Origin of the sequence: Rhizobium sp. IBUN (assembly GCF_000510625.1) — a bacterium.
Taxonomy (GTDB): Bacteria; Pseudomonadota; Alphaproteobacteria; order Rhizobiales; family Rhizobiaceae; genus Rhizobium; species Rhizobium altiplani.
In genome coordinates this window covers 1-24,490 of sequence record NZ_AZNV01000064.1, presented here as the reverse complement: position 1 = coordinate 24,490, position 24,490 = coordinate 1, and the positions used below count along the sequence as shown (strand labels likewise).

Annotated in this window: 26 protein-coding genes and 1 tRNA gene; 24 read left to right on the top strand and 3 right to left on the bottom strand. The window is 58.8% G+C overall.

What is annotated here, in order from left to right:
• Nucleotides 1–645 precede the first annotated feature (645 nt).
• The 16 genes from RHIBUN_RS0130980 to RHIBUN_RS0130900 all read left to right on the top strand — a co-directional run bounded on the left by RHIBUN_RS0130980 (nt 646) and on the right by RHIBUN_RS0130900 (nt 13,015).
• The gene (locus tag RHIBUN_RS0130980) at nt 646–1,944 is read left to right on the top strand and encodes a site-specific integrase (protein WP_025662616.1); all 1,299 of its coding nucleotides are present in this window, start codon (nt 646–648) and stop codon (nt 1,942–1,944) included.
• Between the two features lie 161 nt (nt 1,945–2,105).
• On the top strand, nt 2,106–2,303 hold the full coding sequence (locus RHIBUN_RS36620) for a hypothetical protein (RefSeq protein ID WP_156932785.1): 198 nt from the start codon (nt 2,106–2,108) through the stop codon (nt 2,301–2,303).
• A gap of 135 nt (nt 2,304–2,438) precedes the next feature.
• Nucleotides 2,439–3,026 (top strand): hypothetical protein, encoded by a 588-nt coding sequence (locus tag RHIBUN_RS37060; protein ID WP_198021208.1) that lies wholly within the window; start codon nt 2,439–2,441, stop codon nt 3,024–3,026.
• Complete coding sequence (locus RHIBUN_RS34445) at nt 3,023–4,675, top strand: phage/plasmid primase, P4 family (RefSeq protein ID WP_025662613.1); 1,653 nt, start codon at nt 3,023–3,025, stop codon at nt 4,673–4,675. Before RHIBUN_RS37060 ends, RHIBUN_RS34445 begins: the two co-directional genes overlap by 4 nt.
• 187 nt (nt 4,676–4,862) lie before the next feature.
• Complete coding sequence (locus RHIBUN_RS0130960) at nt 4,863–5,363, top strand: hypothetical protein (RefSeq protein ID WP_025662612.1); 501 nt, start codon at nt 4,863–4,865, stop codon at nt 5,361–5,363.
• Between the two features lie 32 nt (nt 5,364–5,395).
• Nucleotides 5,396–5,716, top strand: coding sequence for a hypothetical protein (locus tag RHIBUN_RS0130955; protein ID WP_025662611.1), 321 nt, complete (start codon nt 5,396–5,398; stop codon nt 5,714–5,716).
• On the top strand, nt 5,700–6,050 hold the full coding sequence (locus tag RHIBUN_RS0130950; protein ID WP_156932784.1) for a hypothetical protein: 351 nt from the start codon (nt 5,700–5,702) through the stop codon (nt 6,048–6,050). The genes RHIBUN_RS0130955 and RHIBUN_RS0130950 overlap by 17 nt, the downstream gene beginning before the upstream one ends.
• A gap of 56 nt (nt 6,051–6,106) precedes the next feature.
• Nucleotides 6,107–6,640, top strand: a complete 534-nt coding sequence (locus tag RHIBUN_RS0130945) for a hypothetical protein (RefSeq protein ID WP_156932783.1) — start codon at nt 6,107–6,109, stop codon at nt 6,638–6,640.
• 2 nt (nt 6,641–6,642) lie between these two features.
• Nucleotides 6,643–6,909 (top strand): hypothetical protein, encoded by a 267-nt coding sequence (locus tag RHIBUN_RS0130940; protein ID WP_025662608.1) that lies wholly within the window; start codon nt 6,643–6,645, stop codon nt 6,907–6,909.
• Nucleotides 6,906–7,316 (top strand): hypothetical protein, encoded by a 411-nt coding sequence (locus RHIBUN_RS0130935; protein WP_025662607.1) that lies wholly within the window; start codon nt 6,906–6,908, stop codon nt 7,314–7,316. The genes RHIBUN_RS0130940 and RHIBUN_RS0130935 overlap by 4 nt, the downstream gene beginning before the upstream one ends.
• A 188-nt stretch (nt 7,317–7,504) precedes the next feature.
• The gene (locus RHIBUN_RS0130930; protein ID WP_025662606.1) at nt 7,505–8,086 is read left to right on the top strand and encodes a hypothetical protein; all 582 of its coding nucleotides are present in this window, start codon (nt 7,505–7,507) and stop codon (nt 8,084–8,086) included.
• Nucleotides 8,083–8,619 (top strand): helix-turn-helix transcriptional regulator, encoded by a 537-nt coding sequence (locus RHIBUN_RS0130925; RefSeq protein WP_025662605.1) that lies wholly within the window; start codon nt 8,083–8,085, stop codon nt 8,617–8,619. The genes RHIBUN_RS0130930 and RHIBUN_RS0130925 overlap by 4 nt, the downstream gene beginning before the upstream one ends.
• 518 nt (nt 8,620–9,137) lie before the next feature.
• Entirely contained in the window at nt 9,138–9,329 is a 192-nt protein-coding gene (locus tag RHIBUN_RS0130915) for a hypothetical protein (protein ID WP_025662604.1), read from the top strand.
• A 313-nt stretch (nt 9,330–9,642) separates the two neighbouring features.
• Nucleotides 9,643–11,475, top strand: coding sequence for a phage tail tape measure protein (locus RHIBUN_RS0130910; RefSeq protein WP_025662603.1), 1,833 nt, complete (start codon nt 9,643–9,645; stop codon nt 11,473–11,475).
• Between the two features lie 9 nt (nt 11,476–11,484).
• Complete coding sequence (locus RHIBUN_RS0130905) at nt 11,485–12,144, top strand: hypothetical protein (RefSeq protein ID WP_025662602.1); 660 nt, start codon at nt 11,485–11,487, stop codon at nt 12,142–12,144.
• The gene (locus RHIBUN_RS0130900; RefSeq protein WP_025662601.1) at nt 12,137–13,015 is read left to right on the top strand and encodes a S49 family peptidase; all 879 of its coding nucleotides are present in this window, start codon (nt 12,137–12,139) and stop codon (nt 13,013–13,015) included. Before RHIBUN_RS0130905 ends, RHIBUN_RS0130900 begins: the two co-directional genes overlap by 8 nt.
• Before the next feature lie 33 nt (nt 13,016–13,048).
• Here RHIBUN_RS0130900 and RHIBUN_RS37055 read toward each other — a convergent pair whose 3' ends face one another.
• Nucleotides 13,049–13,633 (bottom strand): helix-turn-helix domain-containing protein, encoded by a 585-nt coding sequence (locus RHIBUN_RS37055; RefSeq protein ID WP_025662600.1) that lies wholly within the window; start codon nt 13,631–13,633, stop codon nt 13,049–13,051.
• 478 nt (nt 13,634–14,111) lie between these two features.
• Nucleotides 14,112–14,201: transfer RNA gene (locus RHIBUN_RS0130885), tRNA-Ser, on the bottom strand.
• A 377-nt stretch (nt 14,202–14,578) separates the two neighbouring features.
• On the opposite strand from RHIBUN_RS0130885, the gene RHIBUN_RS0130880 reads away from it, so the two are divergent.
• The 4 genes from RHIBUN_RS0130880 to RHIBUN_RS0130865 all read left to right on the top strand — a co-directional run bounded on the left by RHIBUN_RS0130880 (nt 14,579) and on the right by RHIBUN_RS0130865 (nt 18,760).
• Complete coding sequence (locus RHIBUN_RS0130880; protein WP_025662598.1) at nt 14,579–15,679, top strand: septal ring lytic transglycosylase RlpA family protein; 1,101 nt, start codon at nt 14,579–14,581, stop codon at nt 15,677–15,679.
• A gap of 70 nt (nt 15,680–15,749) precedes the next feature.
• Nucleotides 15,750–16,946, top strand: a complete 1,197-nt coding sequence (locus tag RHIBUN_RS0130875) for a D-alanyl-D-alanine carboxypeptidase family protein (protein ID WP_025662597.1) — start codon at nt 15,750–15,752, stop codon at nt 16,944–16,946.
• A 115-nt stretch (nt 16,947–17,061) separates the two neighbouring features.
• The gene (tmk, locus tag RHIBUN_RS0130870) at nt 17,062–17,748 is read left to right on the top strand and encodes a dTMP kinase (protein WP_025662596.1); all 687 of its coding nucleotides are present in this window, start codon (nt 17,062–17,064) and stop codon (nt 17,746–17,748) included.
• Nucleotides 17,738–18,760 (top strand): DNA polymerase III subunit delta', encoded by a 1,023-nt coding sequence (locus RHIBUN_RS0130865; protein WP_025662595.1) that lies wholly within the window; start codon nt 17,738–17,740, stop codon nt 18,758–18,760. The genes tmk and RHIBUN_RS0130865 overlap by 11 nt, the downstream gene beginning before the upstream one ends.
• Here the strand turns inward: RHIBUN_RS0130865 and RHIBUN_RS0130860 are convergent, their stop codons facing one another.
• Nucleotides 18,761–19,561, bottom strand: a complete 801-nt coding sequence (locus RHIBUN_RS0130860; RefSeq protein WP_025662594.1) for a sulfite exporter TauE/SafE family protein — start codon at nt 19,559–19,561, stop codon at nt 18,761–18,763. It abuts the gene before it with no gap.
• 236 nt (nt 19,562–19,797) lie between these two features.
• On the opposite strand from RHIBUN_RS0130860, the gene metG reads away from it, so the two are divergent.
• From metG to RHIBUN_RS0130840, 4 genes are all read left to right on the top strand, one after another.
• Nucleotides 19,798–21,348, top strand: a complete 1,551-nt coding sequence (metG, locus tag RHIBUN_RS0130855) for a methionine--tRNA ligase (protein WP_025662593.1) — start codon at nt 19,798–19,800, stop codon at nt 21,346–21,348.
• 7 nt (nt 21,349–21,355) lie between these two features.
• Entirely contained in the window at nt 21,356–22,138 is a 783-nt protein-coding gene (locus tag RHIBUN_RS0130850; RefSeq protein WP_025662592.1) for a TatD family hydrolase, read from the top strand.
• A 4-nt stretch (nt 22,139–22,142) separates the two neighbouring features.
• Entirely contained in the window at nt 22,143–22,973 is an 831-nt protein-coding gene (locus RHIBUN_RS0130845; protein WP_025662591.1) for an MBL fold metallo-hydrolase, read from the top strand.
• A 382-nt stretch (nt 22,974–23,355) separates the two neighbouring features.
• A partial coding sequence (locus tag RHIBUN_RS0130840; RefSeq protein ID WP_025662590.1) for an ISNCY family transposase occupies nt 23,356–24,490 on the top strand: 1,135 nt, incomplete at its 3' end.

Below are 24,490 nucleotides of genomic sequence, written 5' to 3'. Positions count from 1 at the left end.
GAAGAAGGAAGCCACCCGCCCGCCGGGACGCAATATCCTGCAGCAGCAGATGCGCTTCGACGCATTCATCAGCGAATTCAACACGGAAAGACCGCACGAGGCCCTGTCGATGAAGGTGCCGGCCGAAGTCTACCAGACCTCGGCCGGCACCTATGAAGGGCTGCCCGAGATCAGCTACCCCTTCCACGACCGCGATGCCATCGTCACCAATTGCGGCCGTCTGTGCATCCATCGCAAGAAGATCAACATCTCAACCGTCATGGCCGGCCAGAAGCTCGGCCNCAAGAAGTCGACGACGGCATTTGGCTCGTCAGCTTCCNGCGCTATGATCTCGGATATATCGACCTCGAACAGAGGACATTGCAAACAATCGACAACCCGTTCGGCACGAGGTTGTCACCGATGTCTTAGGTACCGATTGTGACCTATGTGTCCGGGTCGGACGATGATCATGGTGGCGGAAGAGGTGTCCGCCATTCCAGTGTAAATAACTGTCTAAGGGTGTCGACAGTTGTCAACGTAAGTAACTGATTTCATTTATGTTATTGTCGAGAAGTCTCCAAGACTGTATTTATCTGTCTACGACTAACCACGCCTCGCGGTGGGGTCGGAGGTGGGGTCGGTGGCTTTTTGGCGGAGATATGAATGGCACGAAATCTGGAACAACTGACGGCCAGGCAGGTGACCGGTAAGCTTGCGGCGGGGCGGTATAGCGACGGCAGCGGGCTCTACTTAAACGTGACGGGTTCCGGCTCAAAATCGTGGGCGTTTTTCTACAAGCGCGACGGCAAGCGCACGGAGATGGGATTGGGGTCCACCGAGAAGGTTTCCTTGAAGCTGGCGCGTCAGATGGCGGCCGAGGCGCGGGAAATGATAGGCTCGGGCCGTGATCCACTTGATGAGCGCAAGGCGGCTCTGAGGCGCGAGGAGGACGCTCGCAAGGCGGCGGAGGCCGAGGCGGCACGGGACACGTTTGGCACCTTCGCCCTTCGCTTGCTGGACGGTTATTCCGAAACGGATGAGCGTGGCCGGGTTCGAAGGGTGCCGGGCATTGTTGATGGCAACCGAAACGCCAAGCATCGAGCCCAGTGGAAAAGCACGCTCATCGAGTATGCGGCACCTATCTGGCACCTGAAGCTTGATGAGGTGGATACCGATGGGGTGCTTAAGTGCTTGGCGCCGATCTGGACGACGAAGGCGGAAACGGCAGCGCGGGTGCGCGGACGCATTGAAAAGGTTCTCGCCGCGAGTATCGCGAAGGGCCTCCGCAAAGGTCCAAACCCCGCACTATTGAGGGGCCACCTTGATGCCCTCCTTCCGAAACGTCAAAAGCTACAGCGGGGCCATCATCCCGCGTTGCCATGGCAGCAAATGGACGAGTTCTGGCCTAAACTCTCGGCGCTCACTTCCATATCGGCGCTTTGCCTACAATTCACGATTTTGACGGCGGCGCGGTCGGGCGAGTCGCGCGGAGCTTTGTGGAAAGAGATCAATCTTGTAGCCAACACGTGGACGGTTCCACCCGAACGGATGAAGCCGGGCAAAGAGCATGTTGTCCCTCTATCATCCGCAGCGCGCGAAGTGCTCGCCGAGGCCGCCAAGCTTCGCCAAACGGAAGACGATCCAGATGAATTGGTATTTCCCTCCGTTCGGGACCACAAACCACTCAGCGATATGGCGCTTCTAATGTGCCTCCGAGGCATACAAGAAGGCCTGACGGTTCACGGCTTCAGATCGACCTTTCGCGACTGGGCCGGTGATGCAACACCACATGCCCGTGAAGTCGTAGAGCAGGCCTTGGCGCACACGGTAGGCGGTGTCGAAGGGGCATATAGGCGCGGCACCGCCATTGAGAAACGACGCAGCTTGATGACTGATTGGGCGGGATACGTCACCGTAGAACCGGGCGCCAATGTGGTGCCTCTCGGACGCGCCGCCTCCTAAGTGAGGCGATATTGCCATGCCGTGACAAGACGTGACAACTAATGAAATGCGCTTACACGGCGTGGCAAGATACTGAAATAATTGACAGATTCCCTTTCGCGAGAATGACCATAACTGTCTATAACGTTACCTTACTGACCATAGCTGACAAGGAGATGGTCATGGAACGACGCTTTTACGTTCTGAAGCAGGTGATGGAGATAACAGGGTTCAGTCGGGCGCATCTCTACAACGAGAATTCTCGCGGGAAGCTGGTTCTAAAAAAGGCCGGTGGTCGGACCGTGGTAATGGTGGAAGACTTCGAACGATGGGTCGAGTCATTCGACCACGTTGGGCCGCCTAGCAAGGCCGCCGCGTAGTTCCTGAAAACCTGGATTGTAGGAAAAGACTGCTTGAGAGATTGAGCGGCGCGGCTTCGCGCTGTGCAACGGGCAAAGAAAANCCCCTCCCGCCGCCAAGCCGTGAAGGGGTTTCAGTTCAAAGAACTATGCATCATGAATATCAAAAACAAAGACTTAGGTCAAGCGACTCAAGTCGCCTTGGGCCGCCAGATCCATCAACGGCTTGCCTTTGCGGGCGCCCGCGAGAGCATGGCTGAAGCGCTCGACCGCGTGGCTGAGGCGCGCGAATACCTAGCGAATGGCGAAACAGTAGTCGCCGCTCACCGCATTGGACCGGCGATGGGTCGCATTGAAGCGGCCATGGCTCAAGTTGAAGATGGAGGGCGAGAGGAACTCGCCATCATCGATGCGCTTGGCGAATTAATCCCCGTGTTCCTTCTCGACGCATGGCTCCATGAGCAGCGGCGCGGCGTTTTGGACAAACTTGCTAGGAGCTTGGGTTGGGCTTCTTCGTGGTCTGGCGAGGTGTTCTATGCATCGCAGGATGACACCGGCATGGATCTCCACGTCAACGCCAGCGACGGCTGGCGATGCACTTCCGGAATGCCCGACATGCTGGTCTGCGGCGTAGGCCTTACCAGCCTTCACGCACATCTCAAATGCGAGACGCTACCCGAAACGGTTGCGCGGCTTACACCCTGGTACTCAAAATCTATCTCTATGAAAGGCGGCCGGGTGTGAGCACTCTGACCTCTAACGACGATCTAGGCTTTCTTGATGATATCGCGGAGCCCGCCGCCGAGCGAAACGGCGTTCGCCTCCGCAACCCGGAAAACTTACCGGATCATATTCGCGCCGAGTATGAGCGCGTTAATGTGCCCGTTCCGGCCGTCATGGTCGCACCGGAAGTGCGAGGCTCTTTCGAAGACTATGAGTCTTCGCATGAGACGGTTATCAACGACGACGCTCTGGCACTCGAACTTGGTCAGAAGCACTGGGATGAAAACGCCAAATTCGTTGCATCGCGGGGCAACTGGTTGTTTTGGCGCGGCCAGCGATGGGAAGAAGCTGATTACCCGGTAACGCGCGGCCAGGTCCGTGACTTCCTTCGAATGAAGGCCGATGAAGTATTCGAGTGGGCGCAACGGCAGGCGCTCGATGCCAGCGAGGATAAAGCGAGAGCTATTTCGGCCTCGGCCGCCAAGGTTCGGCGGACGCTTGGCGCTCATTCCACCGTGACCGCCGTCGAGCAAATGGCGCGGTCCAACTCCAAAAGCATCGCCCACGCAAATTCCTTCGATGGCGACACACTACTTCTTGGCACCCCCGGCGGCACCGTCGACCTGAAAACCGGCAAGCTCCGCCCGGCGCGCCGTGAGGATATGATTACGAAGTTCACAGCGGTAGCCCCGGCACCATCTGGCACCCCCGCCAAGGTGTGGTTTGACTTCCTTCGCCGCGTCTTTCCCGGCGATGACGGATATGGTGACCTCGACACAATCGCTTTCATCCAGCGCGCCGCCGGATACGCCCTTACCGGCGAAACGACCGAGCAAAAGTTGCTGTTTCTCTACGGTACCGGCCGAAACGGCAAGGGCACCATCATGCAGACCCTGACCGGCATTCTCGGTGACTACGCGCGCACGGTGTCTTCGTCTCTTTTCATGGCGACCCACGGTCAGGAACACCCCACCGGCCTCGCTCAACTCCAAGGCGCCCGCCTGGTGGCCTCCAATGAGATACCGAAGGGTGCGACGTGGAACGAAGAGGTTATCAAATCTCTCACCGGGGGTGACACGATTTCGGCGCGTCGGATGCGGCAAGACTTCTTTGAATTCCAGCCTCAGCTTTCCCTCTTCATCAGCGGGAACAATAAGCCCAGATTCAAAGGTGTGGGTGTCTCGATGCGAGAGCGCTTCATACTGGTGCCTTTCAGCCGGAACTTCACGGATGACAATGGGCAGCGCGACCCGAACCTCGGCGACAAGCTCAAGGCTGAATGGCCCGCTATTCTGCGGTGGTGCATCGACGGCGCCGGGGAATGGCTGAAGATGGGCTTGACGCCACCGGAGCGCGTGAAGGCCGCCAGCGCCGATTATCTGGACGAAGAGGACGATATCTTGGCATTCGTCCGCGACTGCCTGGTGCCTGATACGGAAGCCAAGACCGCGACCGCCGATATCTACCCGGCCTTTCGAAAGTGGCAGGAAGAGCAAGGCGTGAAGTCACCTTGGACGCAAACCGCGATGTCGCGCGCGCTCGGTGAAGAGGGAAATCTTGAACTCAAACGGACACGGCCAAGTGGTGGTGCTAGTTCCGTTGTCAACTGTGTTGTCGGCTATCGCCTGAAGAGCAACCCCGATGCTTATTCGGGGTATCGCGATGACTGAACCCGCCGCCTTTGTTGCACTTGTTGCACTTTCTACCCTTATCACCCGTAGTAGTGTTTTATGTATACTTCCGCGCGTACTGGAGAAATAACACCCTCTCTAGGAGTTGTCGTATTAGACGGGCGATAAGGGAGCGAAGTGCAACAAGTGCAACACGATGCTGATGACCTAAGAAGAATGGTTTGAAATGCCGAGCCAAACGAGTAGCGCAATAATCGAAGACTCTTACGACGCAGCGGTGGACTCCTTCTTTGAGCGGTTCCTAGCAACTCTTCCACCGTCAGATGCCATCGACCGAGCGATTGAGGCGAATGCCGTCGCCCTTAGTTCGATACGGTCATTGCGAGCCGCCGAAGCGGATTTGATGGGCCACGAAGCGGCGGTGCATGAGCGCGGGAAGTCCGGGCCGGGCGAACGGCGGATGCGGATCACTGCCACGAGGAACCGCATGGCGGTGGAACTCAAGCGCACCCGGTATGCGTCGATGACGGCAAGCAATTTCGCCCGTACCATCCGGGTAAAGATCAACAAATACAAAAGCTCGTTTGATCCGGCGGCTCCGTTCCCGGCCGATGAGGAAAAGGCCTTCCTTCATTTTCTCTGCCAGCACTTCGGTGGGATATGGTCGGAAAAAAGCATCTCCAACCTTCTGGCGCAAAAAGTGTCCCAAAGTCTCGATACGCCCTAACTTTGGGATTTATACCCTCGCACTATGTCGGCATGGAAACCGCTGCCGAAACAATCTCCGACCACACCGCTGCCGTTAGGCTCCGCAGCGCCGCTTATGCCGAACTCACGTCCGCTCGCGATGCGTTGACTGAAGCGGACGGACGCTTGCGGTGCGCGGTGCGTGACATCGATTTGGACACCGGCCGTGACCCCGTGCTTTCCGCAAGTATGCGCGGTCGTGAGGCAATCGCCCGGATCCGGCTGGAAGAAGCTCGCGAACGGCTTCGCGAAGCAAAACGAGACCTGCAGCGCGCCCGTGACCTTTCCGCTTCGTTCACCGCAAAGGAATTCGAACTTGAACATCTCGATTAATCGGCTTCGCCAGCTAGGGCGAAATAAGCAGGCAGCATCCGACGCCGTGCGTGGCGCCTGGGGGCTCGTGTTAGCGGCGCGGATACCTCTCCGCGAAGCGCAGCGCGAATTTGAAACATACAAAGACAAGGCTGGCAAGAACCGGGACACAGGCGGCGACAGGGCATTTCAAGAAGCGATTGCAGTTGCCAAACGTGATCTCGAGAACGCCGAGCACAACCACGAACGTGTCCGTGAAGAGTCACAGCTGGTCGGACGCCTCGCCAGCGAGGCCTATCATTTTGCCCGTCAGCATATCGCCATTCCCGGCGACATCGAGGAGATTTTCAATTGAAAATACTAGATAAAATCCGCGCCGCCTCAAAGAAAGCGGTCGCCGCACGGGCCGATTTGCAGGTCGCGGTCGAAGAACTCCGGAACGAACGTGCTTCGCTCTCGCGGGAACGTGAGGGCATTGCTAGAGCACCTGCGACCAAAGAAGAGACCGCTGAGAACATCAATCGTGCTCTAGATGAGCTTGAAGCGGGTGCCAACGCGCGCTTTTCGGCTCGCGGGTTCAGATCTGATGACGATCCGGAACGCGGGCTACCCGATCTCAATGCCGTTTTCCAACCGGGTAGCGGCATGGTCGGCCCACAGGGCGGATACTTTCAAATCAACAGTCATGATCTGGTCGGGGGGCTTTGCGTCTTAGGACTTCGCCCGCTTATTGAGCCCGCATTGCTTGCCAAAGCCATTGCCGAACGTCCCGGCGAGGGTATCACGGCGTCCGAACGGGCCGCAAAGCTACGGAAGATCGACGCTGATATCGAGGCCGTGGAACTCGCGGAAGAGCAGCTTATCCGCGAGGCTGAAGAGGCCGGTATTACAGTGTTCCGCCGTAGTGATGCCCGGCCTGAAATCTTCCTCCGCGAAACGATCTGATCATGGGCGACAACCTTCTTCGCCTCAACCTTCCGGCTAAGGTAGTGAGCGCTGCGACCGAAGCTCATTTGGTGGCTATTCAGCCCTACGTCGACGCGTTCGTTGGGGCAGAGCGTACCCGTGTTTGCGACCTCATCACACTGGCGGAACAGGCCCGCAAGATCGGGGTTGAAATGGACCTTCTCGAGGCCATCACTGAAGGCGCCTCGGTGGATGACGTCCGTGCTTACGTGCTGGAAATGGCAGCGTCCGAAAGGGGACAAGAATGACCAAGACGATGACCGAGGCAGAGAAGCACGCGGCCCGATTAGAGTTGCGCCGCCTGATTTCGAACGGAGAATCGGTAGAGGATGTTCTCGCTAACCGACTCAGCGGTGAAGAACGGGCACGATGCCTTGAACTTCTTGCCATGGCGCCTTCCGCAGCGCGGATGGGTGTTGCGTTCGATGCAGGCGAGGCGATGCTATCGGGGTGGAGCCCGCAAGCCGCCCGCAACTTCATCATGAACACCGCCGCCGATTCTCAAGCCGAGTATACCTCCGCTATCGCGGTTCCGAAGGTGACGGCCAACGGCAAACATACCGCTGAACAGACCAAGGCTATGTGGCGCAAGGCGATGAAGGGCAACGGCCAGGCGTTGCCACCTTCCCAAGTAGCTTCTGAGATGGCCGGGTAGCCTTCCCCGGCCGCGCCGCCGGTCGTTCCTCGTTGGATCGGCGGCGCACCCCTTCAATCACCCGCCAGAAGAATTCACGGGTCCTCCGGAAGGGGTGCCGATTATGCGGGGGACGTGGCCGCGCACGTTCCATGTAGCGACAGGCCTAAGAAGTTAATTGTGAACTGTGAACCCGGAAGCCTCTTAGGATGACGCCAGAACTATTTGAATCTAAAACAGCTTTCGCGAAGCGGCTTAACCTTTCGAAAGCCTATATATCGAACCTCACGAAATCGGGCCTTCCATGTAACTCGCAAGGCATGGTCCGAGTCGATGCCGCTATCAAATGGATTCGAGAGAACGTCAACGCCGGGCCAGGCCGTCCAATCGGTAGCGGCGGCGAAGACGAGGAAGCTGCAGATCTCACTGCCGCCAAGACAAGGCTCATAATGGCGCAAGCCGCGAAGGCCGAGATGGAGTTGGCGAAGATGCGAGGCGAATTGGTTCCGCACGACATCGTAAAGCGCGTGAATTTTACCTTCTTTCGGATGCTGCGCGACCAGGCACTAAACTTTCCGCGCCGCCGTGGGGCTATGATAGCCGCTGAATTCGGGGTGCCGCCGGGCGCGTTTTCCGCCGTTTTGGAAAGCCATCTCATCGAATATTTACGGGAAGGCGGGAGTGAACGTATTCCGTTTCGGTCCGAAACCCTCGCCGAGGCGGCCGGGCATTGCCCGGAATGCCATATTGACTTGCACCAGGTGCGGTCGCCAATTGGCGAGGCGAAATGAATATCACCGCGAACCTTCCTCCGCTTTCGGCACAAGCAATCGAGTTGATAGAATACGGGTTGCTAGTCCTTTCAGGCCGGGATGACGATTCCGAATGGAACCTCTTGGACCAGGTAGGCGCTATGAGAGCCATTTCCCGCGAGCGCAAGGCTCTCGGTATGTCTTTGTGGGACGTCGAAGAACGGTCCGGCGTTTCGTTAAACTCGGCCTATTATTGGCTGGCGGGGAACCGGCACCCGGCGATATCAAACTTGGTGGCGTTAGCGGAAACGGTCGGTTTTGAGGTTGTTATGCGCTCCAAGAGCCGCAGAGAGGTTTTCTACAATCTTGTAGACCTTCGTCCGGCCATGGCCGCGCTAGACCACGCCCGCAGGGAAAGGGCTCTTACCACCAAGAAGCTTCGGGCGCTGACATCGGTGGCGTCCAACTCCTTCTACGCCTGGCTAAAGCAGGAGCGAACTCCCACGCTGGAAAAGTTCGCTGCGTTGGTGGAAGCGCTCGGTTTTGAGCTAATCATGCAACGCAAATGCTGATGGCCAGTGAAGAGCGTTCAAGAGAACCCGGCCGGACATGGCGCAAAAAATCAAAAAGGGCGAGGTTTTCCACATGGCCGCGATGATTGATTCGCACTACGGCTCCCACGTCAGCTTTTAGCCCTCACCGTTGACCGCAAGTAAGATCAAGTTATCCCCACTATCCCCATTTAAGAAAGTATTAACAAGATGTTAACGCGATCTCTTTCAACGGGTTGATTTACAAGCGAAATCTTGTGGAAAAAAATTTCTGTATTTCTAGCAGGGCGTTAATACACGGTTCTAATCCACAGAACCGGCGAAGTCGCGCCCTTGACGGAATCTCCCGATTCAAACTTTATATTGATCGTTCAGCCGGAATTACCTGGCGGATGAACACAGAAGCCGGGGTTGCAGCCCCGGCCTCGTGTTGAAACTGTAGAAACCTTGACCGGCTTACAGATCCGTTAACAGCCCCGACATTACGCGGGGTACGTATTCTGTCAAGTCGGTCAAGGGCCAATAAAGGGCCTAAAACCATGACGCATACGAAAACGAACCACCGCCTTTCCTTTGAAGACGCCGTGCAAGTCTGGCTCCGCCGTTGGAACGGCGAGTATCAGCACGAGATTGCCGCAAGCTTTGGCGTTAATCAGGGGCGCGTGAACGAAGTGCTGAAGGGCAAACGCCACTTCGGTTCCGAGCAGATCGCGAAGAATACCAAGCACTAACCACCACTTTACCCCGCTGCCTCCGTGGTGGCGGGGTATCTTCATTGCCATGCCACTCGCATTCGGTGCCAGCGCAGTTTGCGAGATAGGTGGCCAAAGGCGGCCATGGGATACTCCGGCTAACGGAGTCGAACATGCCAAAATTGCTTACGCCACAGGACATTATTTCAGAGTTGAGAGTATCACCGCGCACGCTGCGGCGATGGGTACGGGAAACGGACTTTCCCAAACCTTTTCGCATCGGTGGTGCTCGCCGGTGGTATGCCTGTGATGTTCTCGCATATCTTGACGCCCGTAAGACTGGGGCGACGCAATGAGTGCCAACGCCGAAGCCACAGTAACACTAAGCCTTATCGACCGGGTTACCGGCCCGATTAAGCGGATTTCGGCGCGCCTTGGTTCCCTTTCCAAGCGCATCGGCCTTGAGAAGCTTGGGCAATCCATCGGCAACATCGCCGGGAAGTTCAAAGGGCTTGGGGACGGCATCGCGGCCACCTCGGGCCGACTCGCGGGACTATTCGGCCTTTTGGGCGCGGGCGGCGCCGGGGTGATTGCGACGGCCTACGGATTGGCTCAAAGCGCGTCGGACGCGGGCTCTGAAATCCATGACATGTCCGTCAAGCTCGGTATCGGTACGGAAACGCTTTCCGAATACCTCTATGTCAGCGATCAAGCGGGCGCCTCGGCGGAGGCTTTCACCAAGGGTGTTGAAAAGCTCGGCATCAACGCCGTGGAAGCGTCCAAGGGCAATAAGCAGCTTTCCGCCGCCTTCCGCTCGCTCGGTGTCAGGGTCAAGGACTCGAGCGGCAAGATGCGGCCGATGGAAGACGTTCTTGATTCCACCTTCGCCGGGCTCGCAAAGATCAAAGACCCGCTGAAACGAAACCAGCTAGCCTTTAAGCTTTTCGGTAAGTCCGGCGTGGAACTCACCAAGATCCTCGCCGATGGCGCCGAAGGCATCAAGAGTGGCAGAGAAGAGGCCCGGCGCCTTGGCGTTGTTTGGAGCCAGGATGCGGCGAATGCGGCCGATGCCTTCGGTGATGGCGTCAGCGCGCTGGGCAAGCGGCTCAATGCGTTCAAGACGTTCGTCGGGGTCCAGCTTCTCCCCGTCATCGGTGATGCCATTGATGGGATGAGCGATTGGCTGAATGCAAATTCGGGCTTGATCCGTTCGAAGCTTACCGGATGGGTTCAGCGGCTCGGCGGCGTCATCCGTGCCCTTTTCGACCCCACCTCTCAGATCCGCCAGCAGTTCGCCGCGTTCGCGGACAAGGTTGGTGCCGTCTATGACAAGATAAAGCCGCTTGTGGACCTCATAGGCGGCCCGCTCAATGCAGCCCTAGCGCTCATCGGGCTTTGGGCACTGGCGCCCGCTATCTCGGCGGTTACGCTTCTCGGTTTCGCCTTCGGCGGGCTCGCGAAAGCCATTGCCGGTGTGGGCCTTGATCTTCTCACCAGGCTTACGGGCGGTATCGCGGACTTCGCGGGCGCCGGGCTCGGTAAGACGATTGAAGCCGCCGGTGGCAAGGCCGGGAATCTTTGGGGCAAAGCCTTCGGCATCGCGGCCCGTGTCGCCATCATCGCGGGCATCGCCGCCATCGCTATGGAAGTGCTGGAAAAGTACGACCCGAAAGGCAATTTAGGCGGCCTCACGAAGCCGGTGGATGACTACTTGCGGGACAAGCTTGGTTTGCCCGCCAAAGATACCGGAATCACTCCCGCCGAGCTATGGCAGGGCACGAAGGACAGATTGTTTGGCACCGGAGACAAGCCGGAAGCCAAGACGACCGGCGCCGCCGCTCCGGTGCGAGAAAAGCTCTCGCCTGTGGCTCGCGACCTCGGCTTCAATCAAAGCCCGGTCTTCGGTGACATGGCGCGCGATTTAATCCCCACCTCGTTCGCTCGCGCTACCACGGATAGCGCACTGGGCAAGGCGAAGGATGATGCAGCGATAGCGCGCCCGAACATGATCACGTCGAACAGCACCAGCACGACAACGATAGACGCCTCGGTACACGTGGGGGCTATAACAGTGCAGGGCGGACAAGGGACGCCACGCGAGATCGCGGCGGCCGTCGATGCTCGGCTTAAGGCATTGGCGCAGAAAAATGCCGCAGATGCCAAATCTTCGCTAGTGGCTGAGTGATGTGAAGCGATGCACCGCCCTTTGATTGCTCCCGGTGTTTTGGCAATTCACCCCGCCACCAGCGAAACCGGCGCTCCTCTCACGTGGCTTGAGCTTAGCGCCACCGTTGCGGGAGGAGGATCCGCAACCATTGACCTCTTGGTCGATGATGGCGCCGAAAACGTCTCCGCCGCGCTAGAGCGCGCCAAAGCTGGCGTTCTCATGGCGGTGGTAACACCGATGAGCCAAGCAAACGAGCACACCGGCCGCCCTTGGCATTGTGGCGTGATTGGTCCAGCCTCGGAACTCGATTTGCCTCTGATGGCGCCGATTGCCGAGAGGGAAGAATGGTATTCCGCGCTGGTAGCGCCAAAAGTGCTGCGGGTTTACTCCGGCCACGAGGCGAGCGAATTGCTCAGTGAGGAGCTCGCGGGTGAGCCGCTAACTTGTCTCGACCTCTTGGTCGGTAGCGAGCCCGGCATTTCGATGCACTTCGTCGCCGTTGGTATGCGCCCATATGAAGTCGAAAACCTACTCAAGGCAGCGCGCGCCGTTCGCAAAACACTGGTCTTCTGGCACGGGCGGCCGCGTGGCCTCCATCACAAAGAAACCGGAAAAGCTATAGTGATCGGACACGTCCAGCGCTTAGGCGGCCGCCCGACAAGAGAGAGATTTCCTGAAAATGCGTGACCTTCCACATCTGGCGTCATTGATTTTCAATCGTCCGCTTCTGGTGCGTAGCGATGTGGGCCGCCAGATCATTGACGCCATCGGCACACGTATCCTTGCCGGGGAAGCGTTGGGAACGGCAGAAAAGCGAGCGTCCCGCGAAATGCGTACACCGGGCGGCCGCAGTCTCCCCGGCGGCGCCTATATGGACCTGGACGGCATCGCCGTGCTTCCAATTGTGGGCTCGCTGGTGCGGCGTGGATCCTGGCTCGACGCCGAATGCGGCATGATGAGTTACGGGCTTATTCAGAATGCAGTCGCCGATATCCTCATGGACTCCACGATTCGCGGTCTCATGCTCGAAATAGATTCGAGCGGGGGCGAGGCCAACGGTTGCTTTGATTGTGCCGATTTCATCCGCTCCGCCTCGGCGGCAACGGGCAAGCCGGTATGGGCTCACGCCAACGAAATCATGTGTTCCGCCGCCTACGCCATCGGGTCCAGCGCCAAACAAATTTGGGTGGCCAGGACATCGGAAGTTGGTTCTATCGGGGTGCTCGGCGCTCATGTTGATGTGTCCGAAGCGGACAAAGCGCGTGGCATGAAGTGGACATATCTTTATGCCGGTGCCTACAAGACGGACGGCAATCCACATGAACCCCTCGGCGATGGCCCGCGCGCCCGGATGCAAGCGGACGTGGACGGGCTCTATGATATGTTCCTGGAACTGGTTTCGAAGAACCGGAGAATGACCACTAAGCGAGCACGGGAAACGAAAGCGGACGTATTTCGCGGAGCAAAAGCGGTCACCGCTGGATTGGCTGACAAAGTCGGCACGCTGGACAGCGCACTAGAGGCTTTTTCCGGCCACATCGCCAAAGCTCAGAGATAAGGGCCGCTTATCGGGCGGCCCTTTCGATTGTTGTCATTTTTCGGGGCGGGTTCCCTTGCGCTCGCTCTTCGCCACGAAATCGAGCAAAGCCGAAACACGGTAAGTAACGATTCCGCCAATTTTAGCGTAGGCAGGGCCGCGTTTCGTGCTCCGCCACCGGGCGAGCGTGGAACCCGAGAGTCGGAGGTAGGCGGCCGATTCCGGCGCCGTCAGCAGCGTGTCCGGGGCGAGGCCTTCAAGACCGATGCGGGCCGGGACCTCGATTGCTGTTGGCTTCGATGGCGCGCCAGCGCTGTTCTTGAGGAAGGCGATTGCCGCCATTTCCATGGCGTCGGCGACAGCGGATGCCCCAAAGATTGCCTTCTCGCGCTCGGCAAGGGATACCGCCGCCAACGCGGCCTCGCGGGTGCTAGCCGGGGTGCGCCATTTTGCAAGGACATCATGCGGGCCTTCTATCGTGGCCGCGAAAAGATCAGCTTCGCCGTCATCAAGCAAATCGTCATTTTCGAATGCGTTGTATGCGGCCAGGCCATCGTCGTAAGCCTTGATAGCGAGCAAGAGGAGATCCATCGGCACAGAACTACCGCCGATGGCGGTGGCGTTTACGGCACCTGCCATTTTATTTACCTTCTTCGATTTTCGTTAGGGCCGCCGGGCCGATTCACCTTCCCGGTGGCGTGAATTTCGTATATATGTAATTCCGATTTTGTGTCAATTACCTATATATGAAATTAAGCGATGACATCTGATAGAGCCGGGCCAGGTAGGCCAACCGAATTTCCGATCAAGAAGCTTATTGCTTTCAACCAAGAACTTTTGGACGCCGTGGAGGCATTCAGAGCGGCGCAGCAACCGACGATAAACCAATCCGAGGCAGTCCGGCATATCTTGCGCGAATGGCTTACCAGCCACGGCTATCTCTAAGGCACACCACACGGGGCGGCCCGATTCTATGTCGCTCATGGCGTCAGCAAGCGGGGTCGAAACGTCCGAACTGAGCAAAATCCACATATTTTGCTACCCGTGTTTTGCGGTGGGGTCGCCGGTGGGGTTGCTGATTGGTCGCCTTAAAAAGTGATTAAAAATCAATGACATATGGCGGAAGAGGTGGGATTCGAACCCACGGTACGGTTTCCCGCACGCCGGTTTTCAAGACCGGTTCCTTAAACCACTCGGACACTCTTCCATGCAGTTGATTTGAAGCGGGCTCGAAACCCGCGCACCTGCGGTTGCCTGACGCCATCAGCTCAGGCTATGGAGCGTTTAAAGCCGTTCGGCGGCAGCGTCAACTGGTTCTGTACGGTACCCGGAAGGGCAGCAGAGGGGAGAAGCTCCCCGTTGCTGAAACGCCCAGCCGGGCTGAACCGACTGCGTTATTCAGAATCTTAAATTAGTGAATTATTAACCATATTAATTAGAATTGTCCCTATCTTGGCGAAATGCTTCGCAAATTTGCCATGAAGGCCGCATGATTAAAGTCTCGTTAGGTTGGTGGGATTAGGGGTGTCTTGTCCGGATCGGGCAGATTTCTTAACCATAACGGTCTTGAGCGGCGTGGGACATATGAAACGAGAGTACGGGGCGGCGTCATTCGCAACGGGAATGCGATGGGTAGGGCTGTCGCTGATCTGCGCAACGGTTACGGCTTGCGGTTCCTCGCCTACGCCCACAAAACGCACTCACGGCAAGGAGTATTTCTCGGAGAAGGAATACGGCGTCAAGGCCAGCCCCCGTGTTGCCACCGGCAACAACATCCCGAAAGGCGGCGGCCGCTATATGGTCGGGGACCCCTACGTGGTGAAGGGGAGGTGGTACTACCCGAAGGAAGATTTCTCCTACAACAAGGTTGGTGTTGCGTCGTGGTACGGCTCGGCCTTTCATGGCCGTTTGACGGCGAACGGCGAAGTCTATGACCAGATGCACCTTTCCGCCGCGCATCCAACGTTTCCGCTGCCGAGCTATGCACGCGTGACGAATACGGAAAACGGCGCGTCCATTATCGTGCGTGTCAACGATCGTGGTCCGTATCACGAAGGGCGCATTATCGACCTGTCCAATAAGACGGCGGACATGCTTGACCTGCAGCACAGTGGTACCGGAAACGTCCGCGTCCAGTATGTGGGGCGTGCCCGGATGGATGGGCATGATATGCCTTATCTGATGGCCTCCTATGTGCCGAAGGGCAGCCGCATTCCGGGCATCAACCCGGGTGGCGGGCAGATTGCCACCGGTGTCATGGTCGCCTCCAACAGCAAGCGCATAACCGCAGACCAGCTCCAGAGCTTCGGCGGTTTCACGCCCGAGCCGGAGAATGTTCCTGTGCCGGTCTCGGCGACGTCCTATGCCGGCTCGACTCCGAGCGCGCGCTACAATGCTGCGCCTGTCCCGACGCCGATGCCGTCACCGTCTTTTGGCGGCGTCGCGCCCCTGGCGGAGCCGGCGGCCGCTCAGATGATCGTCCTCCCGGAATTTGGTCCTTTCCCATATGAACGCCCCTATGGAGGGCAGCGCTCTCTCGCAATGGGGTATCAGGAAGAGGGCGCCAAAACTGTTACCGTCGAACTCGCTTTCGACGCCGTGATGGTTCGCAACGACGGCCTCACGCAGGACTCGATCCTGGCATCCGTCAAGCGTCAAAAGACAGCCGCCGCGCGCGGCGAGTAACGGCGGCCATTGCGTCGCTCCAGGTCCGTTGTTAGCATCGTCGAGCTCGACCGAGCTGTGGGGTTTTTCGGTGTTCAAGCGTTTCGTTGGCCTCTGTGTTTGTCTTCTGCCTTTCGCAACGGTTGCCGCTGCCGCGAGCGGTGATGCCAACGCTTCATTCGTGACCAAGGCGGCCCAAGCCTACATGGTCGAGGCGTCTACCGGGACCGTGCTTCTTGCCAAGAACGAGAATCAGACCTTCTCGCCGGCGTCACTCGCGAAGCTGATGACGGTGGATCTCGTCTTCGACGCCCTTTCGAAGAACCAGATCACCCTCGACACGCAGTATCCGGTTTCGGAATACGCCTGGCGAACTGGGGGGGCGCCGTCGCGCACGGCAACGATGTTTGCCGCGCTCAAGTCGAACGTCCGCGTCGAGGATCTGATCAAAGGCATTGCCATTCAGGGCGCCAACGACAGCTGCATCGTTCTCGCTGAAGGCATGAGCGGCAGTGAGCCGGCCTTTGCGGCTGCCATGACGCGGCGTGCTAAAACGCTCGGTATGGAGCGGTCCATCTTCGGGAATTCGACCGGGCTGCCTGACGGCAAAAGCAGGACGACGGCGCTCGACATGGTGACGTTGGCGGCGGAACTGCAAATGTCCTATCCGAACCTCTATTCCTATTTTGCGCAGCCTGATTTCGAGTGGAACAGGATTTTCCAGCGCAACCGCAATCCTTTGCTTGGTTTCGGTATGGGTGTTGATGGCCTGGCGACCGGCTTTGCCGAGGGAGAGGGCTATTCCATCGTCGCCTCCGCCGAACGCGATGGCCGGCGGCTCTTCATGGCCTTGGGCGGCATTGCCTCCGACAAGGAGCGCACCGAAGAGGCCAAGCGCGTGCTCGAATGGGGGCTGACCGCCTTCGAAAGCCGTCAGATTTTCGCCGACGCCGAGGTGATCGGCGAAGCAAGCGTCTACGGTGGAACCTCCCGAAGCGTTGATCTCGTCGCAAAGACGCCCGTGAGTGTCTATGTACCGATCAGCAATCCCGAGCGGCTGTCGGCGCGCATCGTCTACCATTGGCCGTTGATGGCTCCCGTGGAGGCCGGCCATGAAATAGGGACGCTGCGCATCTTCGCGGGCGGTCGCCTGTTGCGTGAGGTACCCCTTTATACGAAGGAGACCGTGGAGGTTGGCTCTTTGAGCAGCCGCGCCGTCGACGCGCTGATGGAACTCGGCGAGACGCTGCTGTTCTCCTGGCTGTGGGATAAGCCTGAACCCACCTGATCGCCGAATTCTCTATTCAGGGTGAGAGTTACCGTCGAGCGGTTTCGCTTTTCGCTGCCTTCCGTTAAATGTACGGCAGTGGTGCGGGTGACCGCCGTAATGCAGGAATTAGTCATTGCCATCCGGTACTGGGTTGTTTGTAACGTTTGAAGGCGGGGAGGGCGCGGGCAAGTCGACGCAGATCCGCCGCCTTGCTGAGTCTCTCCGTGCCCGCGGTCATGACGTGCTTTTGACACGGGAGCCGGGCGGTTCTCCGGGCGCCGAGGCGGTGCGTCACGTGCTACTGTCGGGTGCTGCCGAAGCCTTTGGAACCCGCATGGAGGCAATCCTCTTCGCAGCGGCACGCAATGATCACGTCGAGGAAGTCATCCGGCCGGCTTTGATGACCGGCAAGGTGGTCCTTTGCGATCGCTTCATGGATTCGTCGCGGGTCTATCAAGGCGTGACCGGGAATCTTGAGTCGGAATTCATCGAGGCGCTGCAGCGCGTCGCGGTCAATGGTATCGTTCCCGACTGCACGCTTGTCTTCGATCTGCCGGCGCTGGCGGGTCTGGAGCGCGCCCGGAGGCGAGGCGCTGCTGGCGACGTCGCCCCGGACCGTTTCGAGAAGGAGGAGCTCGAAACGCACGAGAAGCGCCGAGAAGCGTTTCTCGATATTGCCGCCCGGGAGCCTGACCGTTGCCACGTCATCGATGCGACGCGGTCCGAAGAGGTCATTGCCGCCGAGGTTCTGGAGACCGTCTGGCGGCAACTGCCGCATGCGACAGCGACCAAGTTAGCGGAAACAACTCATGAACGATGAACGACCGGGATTGCTTGACGGTGCCATCTGGCCAGCCGAAAACATGAAGCTATTCGGCCATGATGACGCCGAGGCCTTCCTCGCGCAGTCGTATCGGTCGGGCAAGGGCCACCATGCGATCCTGATCGAGGGACCGCCGGGCGTCGGCAAGGCAACGCTTGCCTTCCGCTTCGCCAATCATGTCCTGACGCATCCCGATCCGGCCGGCGCGCCGGATCGGTTGGAGGATCCGGATCCGGCCTCTCCTGTCAGCCGCCAGATCGCCTCGGGCGCCTCGCATAACCTGCTGCACCTGGCGCGGCCCGTCGATGAAAAGACGGGGAAGATGAAATCCGCAATCACGGTCGATGAGGTCAGGCGGGCAGGGCGCTTCTTCTCGCAGACGTCGGGCACCGGCAATTGGCGCATTGTCATCATCGATCCTGCCGATGACATGAACCGCAATGCCGCGAATGCGATCCTGAAAATCCTCGAGGAGCCGCCGAAACGCGCACTGTTCCTGCTTATCTCCCATGCGCCCGGTAAGCTGCTGCCAACCATTCGTTCGCGCTGCCTGCCGCTGAAGCTCGCGCCGCTTGGCGACAGTGCTCTCGGTGCGGCGCTCGCCCATCTCGGTATCGAGGCCAACCGCGACTTGCTTGCGGCGGCAAATGGCAGCGTAGGCGAGGCGCTGAAGCTGGTGAACTACGGCGGCAGCGATATCATCGCTGCTTACAACGATGTATTGGGTGCGCAGGGGGCATCTGCCCGCAGGGCTATGCATCGGCTGGCGGATGCGCTTTCCGGGAAGGACAGTGACACAATCTTTGAATTTTTCACCGGCCACGTCGGCGAGGACTTGATGCAGAAGGCACGGGCTGCGGCGATGGCAGGGCAGGTGGCTGCCGCGGAGAGGCTGGCCCGCCTGCATTCAGACATTGGCGAGCGGCTGACCGTTTCGGATGCCTACAATCTGGATCGCAAGCAGACGATCCTCAGCATCCTTGGAGATATCAAGCAGCCCGGCCCCTGATCAGGTTGCCAGCAGCTTCCATGCGACGACGGCAAGCGTCAGCGCCAGCACGATGCGGATTGTCCGTTCGTGGAGCTTAGGTGCGATCAGGCTGCCCGCGATAATCCCGGGGATCGAGCCGACCAGCAGGGCAAACAGCATTCCCCAGTTGATCTCGCCGATCACCCAGTAGCCCATCCCGCCGATCAGTGTCAGCGGGACGGCGTGAACGATATCGGAGCCAACAATTTCGCGAACATCGAGGCGCGGGTAGAGGACCAGCAGTACCGTCACGCCGAGCGCCCCTGCGCCCACCGACGTCAGCGTCACGAGGGTGCCTAGCACCAGCCCGAGGACCATTGTCCAGATGGCAATCGTGAGCGGCTTGGGCGGAGAGCGCTCTCCAATCGAGCGAAGCGCGAGCGCGAGGACTTGCTTGCGAAAGATCAGCATAAATGCGGTCATGACAAGCAACCAACCAAGGGCCAATGTAATCGTGTGGGCGACCTCGACGCTCCTACGATCGACTCCCGCCATCAGCCAGAGCGTCAGCAGGGCGGCCGGGACGCTTCCGGCAGCCAAGCAGCCTACAATGCGCCAATTTACCCTGCCATGCATGCCGTGAACTGCTGTTCCGGCTGTCTTGGTCACAGCTGCGTAGAGCAGATCGGTTCCGACGGCTGTCGCTGGATGAACCCCGAAGAGAAGTACCAGCAACGGCGTCATCAGCGACCCGCCACCGACACCCGTAATGCCGACCAAGGCGCCGACAAGAAGCCCGGAGAGGGAATAGAGGGGATTGAAGCTGAAAAGGTCGGTCAAATAGGAGACCTCGAGCCCTGCGCGTGAATGGTGCTGCCGAGTGCTGAATATGTCACGTCGCTGATGCCCGCCCTTTGAATTTTCTTTGGGTAGAATGCGCCCAGAATCGAGTCAAGTGCAGCACGCCGGCGAACGGCAAATCGCCTGCTTTCGAAACTTGCTGTTTCGCTTCGCCATGACTTGCGCTAAGAGCGGCTGACAAATTTTATAGAGTAAGCCGGACACGAATGGCCGCCATGACAGACAAGACACCGTTTTACATCACCACCGCGATTTCATACCCGAACGGCAAGCCGCACATCGGCCATGCCTATGAACTGATTGCGACGGACGCAATGGCGCGCTACCAGCGCCTCGACGGCAAGGATGTCTTCTTCCTGACGGGTACCGACGAGCACGGCCAGAAGATGCAGCAGACGGCCCGAGCCGAAGGTATGTCGGCCCAGGAGCTTGCAGATCGCAATTCCAGTGCGTTCCAGTCGATGGGGCAGCTCCTCAACGCCTCGAACGACGACTTCATTCGCACGACGCAGGAGCGTCACCACGAGACGTCGCAGAACATCTGGAACCTGATGGCTGACAATGGCGACATCTACAAGGATTCTTATGCCGGCTGGTACTCGGTTCGCGACGAAGCCTACTATCAGGGAAGCGAGACGGAGCTGCGCTCCGATGGGGTGCGCTACGGACCGCAAGGCACGCCTGTCGAATGGGTGGAAGAGGCCAGCTACTTCTTCAAGCTTTCCGAATATCAGGACAAGCTGCTCGCGCACTATGAAGCCAACCCTGACTTCATCGGGCCTGCCGAGCGGCGCAACGAGGTCATCTCCTTCGTCAAGTCGGGACTGAAGGATCTCTCGATTTCACGCACGACCTTCGATTGGGGCATCAAGGTGCCGAACGACCCTGATCACGTCATGTATGTCTGGGTCGATGCCCTGACCAACTACATTACGGCGACCGGGTACATCGAGGATCGCAACGGTCCCCGCGCCAAGTACTGGCCGGCGGACGTTCATATCATCGGCAAGGACATCATCCGCTTCCACGCGGTCTACTGGCCGGCCTTCCTGATGTCCGCCAAGCTGCCACTTCCCAAGCGCGTCTTCGCGCACGGCTTCCTGCTCAACAAGGGCGAGAAGATGTCGAAGTCGCTCGGCAACGTCGTCGATCCCGTCAATCTGGTGAACCATTTCGGCCTCGACCAGGTGCGCTATTTCTTCCTCCGCGAAGTCTCCTTCGGTCAGGACGGCAGCTACAGCGAAGAGGCGATCGGCACGCGCATCAACTCCGACCTTGCCAACGGCATCGGAAACCTTGCCAGCCGCTCGCTGTCGATGATCGTCAAGAACTGCGACGGCAAGGTCCCGGAATGCGGTCCGCTGACAGACGAGGACAAGACCATGCTGGCGCAGGCCGACGCGCTGCTCGCGTCGACGCGTGACGACATGAACAAGCAGCTGATCCATCGCGCGCTCGCGTCGATCATCGCTGTCGTTTCCGAGACCGATCGCTACTTCGCCGGCCAGGAGCCCTGGGCGCTAAAGAAGACCGATCCGGCGCGCATGGGCACCGTCCTCTACGTCACGGCCGAGGTCGTCCGCCAGATTGCCATCCTGTTGCAGCCTTTCGTGCCTGAATCGGCCGGCAAGCTGCTTGATCTGGTTGCGGCTCCTGCCGACAAGCGCGACTTCGCGGCGCTCGGCGAAGCCGGCCGCCTCATCGCAGGCACGGCGCTCGAAGCGCCGAAGCCAGTGTTCCCGCGCTACGTCGCGCCGGAAGCGTGAGGACCTCATGCTGATCGATACGCATTGCCATCTGGATTTCGCCGACTTCGAGGAGGAGCGGGACGAGATCGTCAAGCGCGCCCACGACGCGGGTGTCAAGCAGATGGTGACGATCTCGACGCGGGTGCGCAAGCTGGACGCGCTGCTGGCCATCACCGAGAAATATCCGTCTGTTTTCTGTTCCGTCGGCACGCATCCGAATAATGCCGGCGATGAGCTCGATATCCAGACGGAAGATCTCGTGCGTCTGGCCAATGCCCACGAGAAGATTGTCGCGATCGGCGAGGCCGGCCTTGACTATTTCTACGATACGCAAAAGCCGGAGGACCAGCAGACCGGGCTGCGGCGCCACATTGACGCTTCGCGCGAGACGCAGCTGCCGCTCGTAATCCATAGCCGCAGCGCCGACGGAGACATGGCTGCGATCCTGACAGAGGAAATGGGGAAGGGGGCGTTTCCCTTTATCCTCCATTGCTTCTCGTCTGGCGCTGAACTCGCAAGGATCGGCGTCGACCTGGGCGGCTACGTGTCCTTCTCCGGTATCCTGACCTTCCCGAAGTCGGAGGAACTTCGTGATATCGCCAAAACGGTGCCGCAGGATCGGCTTCTTGTCGAGACCGACGCGCCCTACCTTGCGCCAAAGCGCTGGCGCGGCAAGCGCAACGAACCGTCCTATGTCGTGAACACGGCCGAGGTTCTGGCCGAGACGCTCGGCCTCAGCCATGCCGAGATGGCGCGGATCACGACGGAAAACGCATTCCGCATTTTCTCAAAGATGCCGAGGATCTGACAGCGTGGGCTATAGGCGGCGTTTCACCATTCTCGGCTGTTCGTCGTCGCCCGGCGTTCCACGCATCACCGGCGATTGGGGTGCCTGCGACCCGACCAATCCGAAGAACCGCCGCACCCGCGCGGCGTTCATGGTCCGGCAATATGATGACAACGGCGGCGTCACGACCGTTGTCATCGATACCGGGCCGGATTTTCGCGAGCAGATGATCGCGGCCCGCGTCACTCACATCGACGCTGTCCTCTATACTCATGCCCATGCCGACCACATCCATGGCCTCGACGATCTGCGTGGCTATTTCTATGGCGCGCAGCAGCGGGTTCCGATTCACGCCACGCGTGAGACGATGGACCGCATTCGACAAGGGTTCGGCTACTGCCTTGAAACGCCGCCCGGCAGCAACTATCCGCCGATCGTCGAAGCAAAGGTCATCGGAAGCCTCGACGTCCCGGTGCGGATCACCGGCGCGGGCGGAACGATCTCGATCCGGCCGCACCTGCAGCAGCATGGCGACATATACTCGCTTGGCATTCGCGTTGGCGACGTCGCTTATTGCAGTGATATCAGTGACTTTCCGCCTGAAACTGTCGAAAAACTTCAAGAGCTCGACGTCCTAATCATCGATGCCTTGCAATATCGCTATCATCCGAGCCATCTGTCGCTCGAGCAATCGCTCGACTGGATTGAGCGCCTGAAGCCGAAACGGGCGATCCTGACCCATATGCATACGCCGCTCGACTATGACACGGTCATGGCCGAAACGCCCGATCATGTGGTTCCGGCTTATGATCAGATGAGCTTCGATATCGAACTGGTCGAACTGGAAAGCGGCTGACGACCTGCATGATGTCGCGCGGTGTAATGATCGCAGTTTGCCTGTTGTTGAGGTGTCGCGGTTTTTGTTGTTTCGCTGGCGCTGAAAGCGCGAAGTGATTTAATCGGCACATCAGCATCCAGCGATAAGCGCCGAAAGAAAAAGCGATTTGGCGATGTTGGCGTACGGCTGATAGTTATGCGCTCCTTCGCAGATCTAGATACGTGATGGTTCCATAATCTATCTTATCCGATCCATGTGTGTAGAGGCTATTTAGTAATGCGACAGTTGGGCCAGTTAGAGATGCGACAGTCTCGCCTCTCGACGCACTGGTCAAAGCCAACGTTGGGAGCAAGGATGACGATCTTCAGCCTGGTCGAGACCATGAGCGGTCGGAGTCGTCATGTCCTGTTTGATCACCATGTCGCAGAAAGAGTTGCATCGCCTTGAACTTATCCAGAAGATCCGTGAGGAACGCCTGAGCGTCGTCCAGGCTGCCGAACGGCTCGACCTCAGTCGAAGCCAGGTGCATCGGCTGCTGCAGGCCTATGACCGGGATGGTCCGGCCGGTCTTGTTTCCAGGAAGCGATCGCGTCCGAGCAACCGGCGCCACAGCGAGGAGTTTCGCAATGCGGCGCTGGATCTGATTCGCGAACGCTATCTTGATTTCGGTCCGACGCTGGCGCGCGAGAAGCTGATCGAGCTGCATCATATCTCTGTCGCCAAGGAGACGCTGCGGCAATGGATGACCGAGGCTGGTATCTGGGTATCACGCCGGGAACGCAAGAAGCGGGTTTTCCAGCCACGCGGCCGACGTGATTGCTTTGGCGAACTGGTGCAGATCGATGGCTCGCATCACTGGTGGTTCGAGAACCGTGGGCCCAAATGCGCCCTGCTCGTCTATATCGATGACGCGACCGGCAAGCTGCTGCATCTACGGTTTGCCGGATCGGAGAACACGTTCGACTATCTGCACGCGACCAAGGCCTATCTGCAGCAATGGGGCAAACCGCTGGCCTTCTACAGTGACAAGCATGGTGTTTTCCGCTCCACGCATGCGTCGGAGAAGGACCGCACGAGCGGCCTGACGCAATTCGGCCGGGCGCTTTATGAGCTCAACATCGATATCATCTGCGCCAACACCCCTCAGGCCAAGGGTCGGGTGGAACGTGCCAACCAGACATTGCAGGATCGGCTTGTGAAGGAATTACGGCTTCGCGGCATTGATACGATCGAAGGTGCCAATTCCTATGCGCCTGAGTTCATTGCGGATTTCAACACTCGCTTTGGCAAGCAACCACGCAATCCAAAGGACATGCACCGACCGCTGGCCAACCACGAGAACCTCGATGGNGCCATGTGCCGGAAGGAAGTCCGCACGCTGTCGCAATCTCTGACGCTACGCTACGACAAGGTGCTGTTCATTCTCGATCCGACCGAGATTTCCAGGCCACTGGCTGGCCAGAAAGTGATCGTCTGCGACTACCCGGACGGACGGCTCGAGATCATGCACGAGAGCTTTTCCCTGCCCTACAGGA